9 protein-coding genes are annotated in these 10889 nt (G+C 55.8%); 5 read left to right on the top strand and 4 right to left on the bottom strand.

What is annotated here, in order from left to right:
• Positions 1–388: DinB family protein (locus tag RMSM_RS29765; protein WP_040770172.1), on the top strand; the 388-nt coding region annotated here is incomplete at its 5' end.
• Here RMSM_RS29765 and RMSM_RS29760 read toward each other — a convergent pair.
• Both RMSM_RS29760 and RMSM_RS29755 read right to left on the bottom strand, forming a co-directional pair.
• Complete coding sequence (locus tag RMSM_RS29760) at positions 378–1808, bottom strand: DUF1501 domain-containing protein (RefSeq protein WP_008706185.1); 1431 nt, start codon at positions 1806–1808, stop codon at positions 378–380. The two genes, RMSM_RS29765 and RMSM_RS29760, sit on opposite strands and share 11 nt — an antisense overlap.
• Before the next feature lie 4 nt (positions 1809–1812).
• Complete coding sequence (locus RMSM_RS29755; protein ID WP_144058060.1) at positions 1813–4995, bottom strand: DUF1553 domain-containing protein; 3183 nt, start codon at positions 4993–4995, stop codon at positions 1813–1815.
• Positions 4996–5156: 161 nt separating this feature from the next.
• On the opposite strand from RMSM_RS29755, the gene RMSM_RS29750 reads away from it, so the two are divergent.
• Complete coding sequence (locus RMSM_RS29750; protein ID WP_008706181.1) at positions 5157–5888, top strand: AraC family transcriptional regulator; 732 nt, start codon at positions 5157–5159, stop codon at positions 5886–5888.
• A 98-nt stretch (positions 5889–5986) separates the two neighbouring features.
• On the opposite strand, the gene purB is transcribed toward RMSM_RS29750, so the two are convergent.
• On the bottom strand, positions 5987–7414 hold the full coding sequence (gene purB, locus RMSM_RS29745; protein WP_008706179.1) for an adenylosuccinate lyase: 1428 nt from the start codon (positions 7412–7414) through the stop codon (positions 5987–5989).
• A gap of 216 nt (positions 7415–7630) precedes the next feature.
• Here purB and RMSM_RS29740 point away from each other — a divergent pair, with 216 nt between their 5' ends.
• The 3 genes from RMSM_RS29740 (at position 7631) to RMSM_RS43095 (ending at position 10265) form a co-directional block, all read left to right on the top strand.
• The gene (locus RMSM_RS29740; RefSeq protein WP_008706176.1) at positions 7631–8677 is read left to right on the top strand and encodes a DMT family transporter; all 1047 of its coding nucleotides are present in this window, start codon (positions 7631–7633) and stop codon (positions 8675–8677) included.
• A 236-nt stretch (positions 8678–8913) separates the two neighbouring features.
• Complete coding sequence (locus RMSM_RS43100; RefSeq protein WP_008706175.1) at positions 8914–9414, top strand: Gfo/Idh/MocA family protein; 501 nt, start codon at positions 8914–8916, stop codon at positions 9412–9414.
• Positions 9411–10265 (top strand): Gfo/Idh/MocA family protein, encoded by an 855-nt coding sequence (locus RMSM_RS43095; protein ID WP_008706173.1) that lies wholly within the window; start codon positions 9411–9413, stop codon positions 10263–10265. The genes RMSM_RS43100 and RMSM_RS43095 overlap by 4 nt, the downstream gene beginning before the upstream one ends.
• On the opposite strand, the gene RMSM_RS29730 is transcribed toward RMSM_RS43095, so the two are convergent.
• Positions 10262–10889: SLC13 family permease (locus tag RMSM_RS29730; protein ID WP_173405159.1), on the bottom strand; the 628-nt coding region annotated here is incomplete at its 5' end. The genes RMSM_RS43095 and RMSM_RS29730 overlap by 4 nt on opposite strands.

Here is a 10889-nt window from a genome sequence, read left to right as displayed (position 1 = left end):
AGGTTCGATTCGCAAGACTCTTTTGCACCTGTTTGATGCCGAGGCATGGTGGATCACGAATTGGACCGAAGGCCCACTGCCGTTTCCCCGAACTCCGGAAAGCACAAGCGTTGCGGAGCTAAGCGAAACATGGCCGGACGTCATGGCACAGCGAAACGCGTTCATCGCCACGGTCGATGGCAACGAAGTGGAGCGGATTGTTGAGATTGCTGCCGGCGGACCGCACACGCGGTTTCGTGTCGGAGAATCGATCCCGCATCTCGCCTTGCACGGCACTCATCACCGTGCCCAATTGATCAATATGTTCCGTCATGTCGGTGCGGCGTGGACCAATATTGATCTGTTGTACGCGATCGGTGATCTTCCTGAACCGCCGGTCAAGCAATGATGTCATCAAGTACATGACCGTGCACGTCAGTCAATCGGAAACGTCGCCCTTGGTACTTGTAAGTCAACCGTTCGTGGTCGATTCCCATCAGATGCAAGATCGTGGCGTTGAAATCGTGCACGTGAACACCGTTTTCGGTGACGTTGTAGCCGAATTCGTCGGTTGCCCCATAAGTCATTCCGGGTTTGATGCCGCCGCCGGCCATCCAGGTGGTAAAGCAGCGGGGGTGATGGTCGCGACCATAGTTGTCATTTGTCAAAACGCCTTGGGTGTACGAGGTGCGTCCAAACTCGCCTCCCCATATCACCAGCGTGTCGTCGAGCAGTCCGAGCCGTTTTAGGTCCTTCACCAAGGCCGCAGAAGCTTGATCGGTTTCCTGAGCCTGTCCTTTGATTTGTCTCGGCAGATTCGAGTGTTGGTCCCAACCTTGGTGATACAACTGAATGAATCGCACATCCCGCTCGGCCAACCGTCTTGCCAACAAGCAGTTGGCGGCAAACGTGCCCGGTTGCTTGGCGTCGTCGCCATAAAGTTCAAACGTCGATTCAGGCTCGTCCGAAAAATCGGCCGCGTCTGGGACGCTGGTTTGCATCCGATACGCCATTTCATACTGCGCGATTCGCGATTCGATTTCAGGATCCAATTCCTTCTCAAATTGGTGCTGATTCAACGTTTTGATTGCATCCAATTGGGCTCGGCGGCGAGACGAGGGAATGCCGGAGGGATTCGACAAGTACAGCACGGGATCGTTGCCACTGCGAAACTGAACGCCTTGGTATTTGGAATCCAGGAAACCGTTTCCCCACAGACGCGCGTACAGTGGTTGGCCGCCTTGATTGGCCGAAACCAACACAATAAATGCCGGCAGGTCTTCATTCTCGCTGCCTAATCCGTACGATAACCAAGACCCGAGCGACGGACGGCCAGCGATTTGCGAACCGGTTTGAAACATCGTGATCGCCGGATCGTGATTGATCGCTTCGGTATGCATCGATTTGATAAAGCAGACGTCATCGACAATATCGCGGTGATAAGGCAGCAATTCGCTCAGCCATGCACCACTGTCGCCGTGCTGAGCAAATTTGAATTGGGAGCCGGCTATCGGCAGCGACGACTGATTGACGGACATACCCGTTAACCGCTGTTGGCCGCGAACTTCGCTCGGCAATTCCTGGCCATTCATCTCGTTGAGCAGCGGTTTGTAATCGAACAAATCCTGCTGCGCCGGTCCGCCTGATTGAAACAGATAGATGATCCGTTTCGCTTTGGGCGCAAAGTGGGTACCGGTTACACCGCGATGCGACGCGGCGGTCGCGGGACTCTCGCCGCCAAACAAACTCGCTAGCGCCGCAACCCCGACGCCAGTGCAACTGTTCTTGAAAAAATGACGCCGATTCACGGCAAAGGGATCCAGTGACATGGCTTTATCGTTTCCAGATGGTGGCATCGAGGTTTAAAATCGCTTGACAAACGTTGGTCAACGCGGCGAGTTGGATGGTGTCGGAGTCGTTTGGCAGCTTGGCTTCGCCAACGGATAACAGTTCGTTTGCCGCTGCGGGATTCTCGGTGTAGTAGGCTTGTTCGTCAGTGAACAGCTGCTGCAATGTCGCTCGCTCTAATTCATCCGGTTGACGTCCGGCCAATTTTAAGAACGCTGCGTCCAGCGGTGCGTCGCTGTGGTTCTCGAGTAGCTGCTGAGCCAGCACTCGCGATGTTTCAATGAACTGGATGTCGTTCAATAGGACCAAGGCTTGCAGCGGCGTGTTGGTGCGAGAACGTTTGACCGTACACACTTCGCGAGTGGTCGAATCAAACGCCATCATGTTCGGCAGCGGCGCCGTTCGTTTCCAAACCGAATACAGCGATCGTCGATACAGTGCCTTGCCAACGGATTGTTGGTACGGTGGCGACATCCCATTGGATTCTTTCCAAAGGTCTTCGCCGGGTTGGTACGGGGAAACCGGCGGGCCGCCAAGAGTGTCATTCAATAGTCCCGAAGCGGTTAACGCCAGGTCGCGAATCTGTTCGGCCGCCAAACGATGGGCCGGTCCGCGGGCTAGGAATTGGTTCGTCGGATCCGTTTCGATCTGCGCCGGCGTGCCAGTTGAATCCTGGCGATAAGTAGCCGAGAGCACAATGTTTTTGCACAATCGTTTGACATCCCATCCGTGATGGATGAAATCGCGCGCGAGCCAATCGAGCAGTTCGGGATGCGTCGGCAACTCGCCCTGCGAACCAAAGTTTTCTGGGGTTCGCACCAGCGGGGCAGTGAAAAAATTGCCCCACAATCGATTGACCGCCACCCGCGCCGTGAGCGGATGTTTGGGATCGATCACCCATTGGGCCAACCCCAATCGGTTTTGAGGTGCGTTTTCGGGAAATGCGAGTGGCAGACCTGAAAGCGTTGCTCGGCTGACTCGTGTTTCGTCGGTTTTGGGCGCGTCATACTCGCCACGGGCAAGCACATACGCCGGTCGCGGTTCGTCGGTTTCTTCCATGATGGGAATTTCATTCATGGCCTCTTCGGCCATCACAAACGCGTGGCGAGCTTCGGTCAAAGATTGCATCGCCGCACGTGTCGTTTCGTCAATCGCCGAGGCGTAGTACTCGAAGCTTGGTTTGTCGCGATGGGGTTCGACGTTTTGGCCAGCCAGAATGTGCAGTTCCGTTTCCGTCAACGCGCGGTCGTAGATGCGAACGTCATCGATCAAACCGCCGTCGAAGCCACGTGCACGGAATCGCTGGCCGACGACAAATTCGCCGCCGTGGTCAACATGGACGTTGCAGCTTTTCTTTAAGCGATCACGCACGGTCGTGGTCGGTAGAGGTTGACCGTTCAGGTACAACTTCAATCCCGCCGCGGTTGAGGATCCGTCGTACGTTGCCGTGATTTGATGCCACACGTCCATCGGGATTGGATCGACCGTGCGGACGCTGATCGCATTGCCCGGCCATACGCGAGCCATCCTCGATTCGAGATGACCGTTTTCAATCGTCAAATCCCAGCCGTTGTAGCCACAATCGGTGCCACGTGTGTGATGCGCGATCAGGCTACGCAGAGGACTTCGCTTTGTCTCTCGCAAGGTCACGACAACCGACATTGGCAACCAACGATCAAACGGAGTGATCCCATGTGTCGTCACGCCACGTTCGCCGTCGAGTTTTAATGCCCGTCGTGGCGGCGGCGTTTTGGCGTCCTGGGTATCTGCAGCCAAGTGCGGTTCTAAGCGAGCAACCGACGTGTCGTTGACGTCGACCAATTCCGGCATCGTGGTCCAGGCTCGGTCCAACTCGGACGGGTGATAGATAGATTTGAGCGAGTTGTCAAAGTTGCGATCAAAGGAAAGGGCAAGCCGAAGATCAGGGATTTCGAATCGCTCGCTAGACTCAGGCGTCCATGATTCCCATCGTTTACGTGCCTCTGCGAGTGAACGCTGATACGCCTGCTCGACCATCGTCACGTTGTGTTTGGCGGATTCGAGTGCCAGCTGTTGTTCCTCGGTGGGCAGCAGCAGCGAAGGGCACGGGACTTTTTCGGTGCGGTCATACACACCACTTTCATCAATCGAATTGAAGAATGCCGACATCGAATAGTAGTCCCGCATCGGAATGGGGTCGTACTTGTGGTCGTGGCATCGACAACATTCCAGCGTCAACCCCAACACCGCAGTGCCGAAGGTATGAACACGATCGGCAACGTTTTCGAGTCGCCATTCTTCGAATACCGCACCGCCCTCGTTGTTCAGCCGGTGGATGCGATTGAACGCGGTGGCAACTCGCTGCGAACGCGTTGGAGTATCAAGCAGGTCGCCAGCAATCTGCCAAGTGAGAAATTGATCGTAAGGAAGATTCTCGTTGAATGCCTCGACAACCCAATCACGAAACGGCCACTGCGTATTCAATTTGTCCGATTGATAACCGTAGGAATCGGCATACCGCGCGGCATCAAGCCAAGCGACCGCCATGTGCTCGCCAAATGCCGGTGAATTCATTAGCGATTCGCTGGTGTCTTCGTACGCTTGCTCGCCCGATGTTGCCAAGGCCGCCTCAAAGTCAGCGATCTGCTTGGCAGTCGGTGGCAGCCCGGTCAAATCCAAAGAAACGCGTCGCAACCAACGCAGCGGTGGCGCTTCGGGGCTGGGCGTTAAATTCTCGCTGTCCAATCGAGCCAAGACAAACCGGTCCAAAGTTTGTCGGCACCAATTTGGGTCGGCCACCTCAGGAACGACTACCGAATCCGGCAGCAGCTGAAATGCCCAGTGACCTTCGTACGTGGCGCCTTGCTCGACCCAAGTTTGAATCGTTTGCTTTTCTTGTTCGGTCAGCTCAATCTTGGATCCCGGCGGCGGCATCAACATGTTGGGATCGTCGCTGGTGATTCGATCGACGAGGTCGCCGGATTCGATCACGTCGACGGCTCCCTCGCGAGAATCCAACCGCAAACCAGCTTCCTGAGTGTTCGCGTCGGGACCGTGACAGAAATAGCACTTGTCCGACAGGATGGGACGAATGTCGCGATTGAAATCGAGCTCTTTGGCCGACGAGCCGCTGGCATACATGACCACCGACAAACTGGTCAGCAGCATCAAGAATGAGGTGCGTAGCATCAGAGTGGGGAAATCCAGATGGGACTGAGGATGAATTCAAGCCAAATTTTGCGTTTGCCGTGCCGCGCTGTGGTCGCCGGGCTTGTTCACGCTAACCCATTCTCGCACCCCAATCCCCCGTTGTCTTGCACGCAGGACTCAATCTTGTGTAAAATTAAGTCATGGAAAATACCAGGCTGCGGGAAGATTTTTTTGCTCAACTCGGTCCCAGCGATCAGGCCTTTGCACTGTTTGATCACTTGCCTGGGCTGTCGTTTTTCGTGAAAGACCGTCAAGGTCGATTTATAGCGCTCAATCGCCGCGGATGTGAGTATTGCGGGGTGGTTTCCGAAGCGGAGGCGATTGGGAAAACGGATCACGATTTCTTTCCCAAGTCGCGTGCCGACGAGTACCATGCCGACGATGTCGCTGTGATGGAATCGGGTGAAGCGATCGTCAACCGGGTGGAGAGTGCTCCCGAAGATGCAGGATCGCCCCGTTTGGTGATGACCAGCAAGGTTCCGCTACGAGATCGGCGTGGACGCGTGATTGGGGTGGCGGGTTTTTCACGCCAAATCGAACGTATCCAAACGCCATCTGGAACGGTCGACGCCTTTGCCAACGTGATTGCGCATCTGCACGCTCATTTCGCCGACAATCTTTCCACCCAACAACTCGCTGATATGGCGGGGCTCTCGGTCAGCCATTTCGAGCGTCGATTCCGCCATGCCTTTGGCGCTTCGCCGAGGCAATATTTAGTTCGTGTGCGGATCGAGCACGCCGCGAAGTTGCTACGAGAAACCGAGCAAACTGTATCCGAGGTCGCTCACGCTTGCGGATTCTACGACCACGCTCATTTCAGTCGCAGCTTTCGCCGATTGATGAACTGTTCCCCGTCACAGTACAAAAGCTGACGTCTCCGACGTCGGCCCGCCCTCTCACACGGATGTCGGAGACATCCGGCGGCGAAGTATTCAGATGTCGGCGACAGCGGGGCGACTTTTGGGCGAGCCTACAGAATCGAGCCAGGGCGGTAGCTTGACGCTTCTGGGTTTTTGCTGGTGATCGCTTCGATTCGCGAGATCACGCTTTGCACCTGAGACGATGCGTTGCCGATAAATTGCTTTGGATCGCCGATCGCAGCATTCAGTGCTTGGGCGTCCATCGGGATGCGATCATCACCTGCCAATCGCTCGATCAAATCGTTGTCATCGCGGCCGCTTTCTCGCATCGCCAGCGCCGCGGCAACGGCATGTTCCTTGATCGCTTCGTGTGCCGTTTCGCGTCCCACGCCGGATTTGACCGCAGCAACAAGGATCTTCGTCGTTGCCAGGAATGGCAGGTAACGACGCAGTTCGCGATCGATAACCGCGGGGTACGCCCCGTAATCGACCAGCACGGTGAGGAACGTTTCGAGTTGTCCGTCGATCGCCAAGAACGCGTCGGGAATCGCCACCCGGCGGACCACACTGCAGCTGACGTCGCCTTCGTTCCACTGATCGCCCAGCAATCCACCGACCATCGTCAAATAGCCACGCAGGATCACATTAAATCCATCGATCCGTTCGGCCGATCGTGCATTCATCTTATGAGGCATAGCCGACGAACCGACTTGACCCGGTTTGAATCCTTCGGTTGCCAATTCCGCTCCGGCCATCAATCGCAGCGTGCGAGCAAAGTTGGCGGGGGCCGACGAAAGCTGGGTTAGCGCCGAGATGACGTCAAAGTCCAGCGATCGTGGATACACTTGGCCGACCGAATCGAAACACGATTCAAATCCAAGAGCGTTCGCGATTCGGTTGTCCAATTGATCCAGCTTGCCAGCGTCGCCCTGGAACAAATCGAGCATGTCTTGCTGAGTGCCGACGGGGCCTTTGATGCCTCGCAACGGATAACGGACCAGCAAATTGTCAATTCGTTCGTATGCGACCAACAACTCTTCGGCGATATTGGCGAACCGTTTTCCGACCGTCGTGACTTGTGCAGGAACATTGTGGCTGCGGCCGGCAATGGCTAACTCGCTATACTCGGCCGCTCGTTCGGCCACCAACGACAGTGCCGTAACAATGCGGTCACGAACCAAATTCAGTGCGGAACGAATTTGCAGTTGCTCGACGTTTTCGGTCAAATCGCGGGACGTCATTCCTTTGTGAATGTGCTCGTGCCCCGCTAATTCATTGAACTCTTCGATGCGAGCTTTTACATCGTGTTTGGTGACCCGCTCGCGAGCGTCGATGGCAAACAAGTCGACATTGTCGATCACCGAGCGGTATGCCTGGATCACCCCGTCGGGGACGTGAACCCCAAGGTCCTTTTGAGCCTCCAGTACGGCAATCCACAATTCACGTTCAAGAACCACCTTGTTTGCGGGCGACCAGATTTTCACCATCGCTTCACTCGCATAACGCGATGCAAGAATATTGGGTAGATCGGTCGACACGACGGGACTCCTGACAGAGAAGGGGGGAAAGCTCATTCACAAACGAAGTGCCGGAATATACGCTTTGGACTGCGTCACGTGAAGCATTGGCCCGTTTTGAAGGCCGTTCGAGCTTGTTTTACACGGATTTTCGCGATCGATCGCACGCGTTCTCCGAAATCCATTCCCGCCTTCCGCTCTGCAAACCTTGGTTAATCTCACCGGCAATTTTGATCCATGACGAACCAAGGCAGCACCCCAAACGAACGGCGTCAAGCGATCATTGCGTTGGTGTTGGTCAATGCGATGTGGGGGGCATCCTTTCCGATCATGAAGTGTTTGAACCTTCAAGTCGATGATCATTTCGGCGTCACCGAATCGACTGCGTCGGGTTGGCTGCGGACCAGTTCGGCGTCGTGGTTGATCGGATTGAGGTTCGCCATTGCGTTTGGCTTGTTTGCGATCTTGCTGCGTGGCACGCTGCGTCGTGTTCGGATGCCCCATGTTTGGGCCGGCGCGGCGATTGGCGTGATGTTTTATTTGGGGCTGCTGCTGCAAGTCATCGGCTTGGCCACGATCCCGGCATCGCGAAGTGGTTTTTTGACCAGCTTGGTGGTGATCATCACGCCAATGATCAACACGTTGCTGAGAAAACAATTGCCTCGCCGCTGTGTCATGCTTGGTGCGTTGTTGGCGGTGGCGGGCGTAGCGACGTTGACGGGATTGATTGTGATGGATAACAGTCAGATTTTGCTCGCCAGCGATGCGCTGACGCAGTGGACCCTGGGCGATTCGCTGACCACGTTGGGCACGCTGTTCTTTAGCGGTCAAATTTTGCTGGTCGACGTGTTTGGAAAACGCTACGAGTCGGTGTTGTTCACGCCAAGTATGTTTGGCACCACCGCCATTTTGGCGATGCTGGTGTTCATGGGGCTAAGTCTGCCGGTGCCGGAAACAGCAATCGGCGGTTGGACCTCGCTGGCGCTGCAGCCGCGGTTTTATCTGCTACTAGCTGTGCTGTGTTTCTTTCCATCGCTGGTGGCATTCGTTTGGATGAACAAGTACCAACCACGCTTGACCGCCGGACAAGCCGCAGTGATCTACACCTGCGAGCCTTTGTTCGCATCGACGTGGGCCATGTTCACCCCCGCGATGCTCAGCGTATGGTGTGCGGTCCACTATGCCAACGAAGAATTCAGCATGCCTCTGCTGATTGGCGGATCGCTCGTCTTGCTCGCCAATATTCTTGCCCTGTGGCCCGAAAAGAAAAGCACTGGCCGCTAAAACTTTGGGCTTGTCGGTACATTCTCGTCGGTACATTCGGATGATTCAGGTTTACTTCCTAAATCGCGAAGCCGTAGTAGGTTTGAGCCGCAGACGCGAGTCCGGGGGGATCGATAGGTGGGACCGAAGGGCAACGTCGTGATCGAGTGTGATAAGATGATCGCTGCGACGAAGTGTTCGATCGTCCCGCTTTTTTACTCTCTGTAACGCACCTTCTCGTTTGGAAACAAAGCACCATGGATCGCCGAAACTTTCTCACTCGTACTGCCGCCTTGGCCTCGATTGCGACGGCCGCCCAATCCGCTCACGCTGTCGCCCCCGCTGCGTCGCCTCGCCGGGTGGGGCTCATTGGCTGCGGGTGGTACGGCAAATGCGATTTGCTGCAACTGATCAACATCGAACCGGTCGAGGTGGTGTCACTGTGTGATGTGGATTCCGCCATGCTCGAGGAAGCGGCGGGGCTGATCGAATCGCGGCAAGTTTCCAAGAGACGACCACGCACGTATGTCGATTACAAAGAGATGCTCGCCGAGAAGGATCTTGACATCGTTTTGATCGCCACGCCCGATCATTGGCACGCGCTGGCGATGATCGCGGCGGTCGAAGCCGGCGCCGATGTTTATGTGCAAAAGCCCACGGGGGTCGATGTGCTTGAAAGTCGAGCGATGCTGGATGCAGCTCGGCGTACGGGGCGAGTCGTGCAGGTTGGAACCCAGCGGCGCAGCACGCCCACTTGATCGAAGCCAAGCAAAAAGTCGTCGATGCGGGATTGCTGGGCGATGTCGCGTTCGTCGAAGTGTGTTGTTATTACCACATGCGTGCCAGCAAAAATCCGCCCGCCACTGCTCCACCACCATCATTGGACTTCGATCGTTGGACCGGCCCGGCGCCGCTGCGTCCGTACAACGAATTGATTCATCCACGCTCGTGGCGAGCGTTTATGGAATATGGAAACGGCATCGTCGGCGATATGTGCGTGCACATGTTGGACATGGTTCGCTGGCAACTTGGTCTTGGCTGGCCACGCCGTATCAGCAGTGCGGGCGGAATCTTGGTCGATACCGAATCCATCGCCAATATCACCGATACACAGACCGCAACGTTTGATTTCGATGATCTGGATGTGGTTTGGACACACCGCAGTTGGGGATCGGCTCCCGATCCTGAGTTCCCTTGGGCGGGAATCATTTATGGATCCAAAGGAACGCTGAAATTAAGTGTGCAAAAGTATGAATTCATCCCGCGTTCAGGCGGCCAGAAGCTAACAGGCAATGCCGTCATCGAACTCGATAAATATCCCAGCGATCAAGCGGATGCCAAAGAATGGAAATTGGAATTGCATGTCGCCTCGGCGATTCGGGGGCACATGCGTGACTTTCTTAACGCGATCGATGATCGCTCGAAACCGGTCGCGGATATCGAACAAGGGCATATCAGTAGCGCTTCGTGCATCTTGGCCAACAATGCACTGACGCTGGGCCGCACCTTGGAATTTGATCCGCAGACCAGTACGGTGGTAGGAGATCCGGAAGCGACGAAGCTACTCCGCCGTCCCTATCGATCCCCCTATGTCCATCCGGCCAGCTAAGGATGCATTGCATTGGGATCGATGTCCGCCTCAGAATTTTGGGACGGCGTCGGTTCACTTTGGATGGCCGTCGTCGTCACCGGCTGCCCGATCCCTTGCTGGAAATCGACTACAAAATAGCACACCAGCGAAATCACGCCGACGCCGATCAAGTTGAGTGCAAATCCGGCTTTGGCCATTTCACGGACTGTCAGTTGTTCGGATCCAAACACAATCGCGTTGGGCGGCGTTGCCACTGGCAACATGAATGCACAACTTGCGGACAACGCCGCCGGGACCATTAAAAACGCGGCGTCGTAGCCTGCACCCTCTGCCGCCGCGCCCAAGATCGGCATCAATAGCGTCGTCGTTGCGGTGTTGGACGTAACCTCGGTCAAAAAGGTCACGGTCAAACAGATCACGGCCATTAGCAACAGCGGATGGAGTCCCGAGAGGTGCGAGAATTGGCTGCCGATGATAACGGATAACCCCGTCTCTTCGGCCGCCTTGGCAATCGCCAATCCGCCGCCGAACAGAATCAAGATGCCCCACGGGATGTCTCGCGCGGTTGGCCAATCGAGCAGGCGGTCGGCCTCCACACCCTCGCTGCCACTACCATTTTTCGGTCGATGGATTGTCGTGGTG

The organism is Rhodopirellula maiorica SM1 (assembly GCF_000346295.1).
GTDB classification, from domain to species: domain Bacteria; phylum Planctomycetota; class Planctomycetia; order Pirellulales; family Pirellulaceae; genus Novipirellula; species Novipirellula maiorica.
Note: the sequence above shows the minus strand (reverse complement) of the source record. Positions and strands in the feature narration are given on the sequence as shown.

Excerpts from the sequence above, each read along its gene's own strand:
- RMSM_RS29760 (WP_008706185.1), bottom strand. The coding sequence starts at position 1,808 with ATGTCACTGGATCCCTTTGCCGTGAATCGGCGTCATTTTTTCAAGAAC.
- RMSM_RS29755 (WP_144058060.1), bottom strand. The coding sequence starts at position 4,995 with ATGCTACGCACCTCATTCTTGATGCTGCTGACCAGTTTGTCGGTGGTC.
- RMSM_RS29750 (WP_008706181.1), top strand. The coding sequence starts at position 5,157 with ATGGAAAATACCAGGCTGCGGGAAGATTTTTTTGCTCAACTCGGTCCC.
- RMSM_RS29740 (WP_008706176.1), top strand. The coding sequence starts at position 7,631 with ATGACGAACCAAGGCAGCACCCCAAACGAACGGCGTCAAGCGATCATT.
- RMSM_RS43100 (WP_008706175.1), top strand. The coding sequence starts at position 8,914 with ATGGATCGCCGAAACTTTCTCACTCGTACTGCCGCCTTGGCCTCGATT.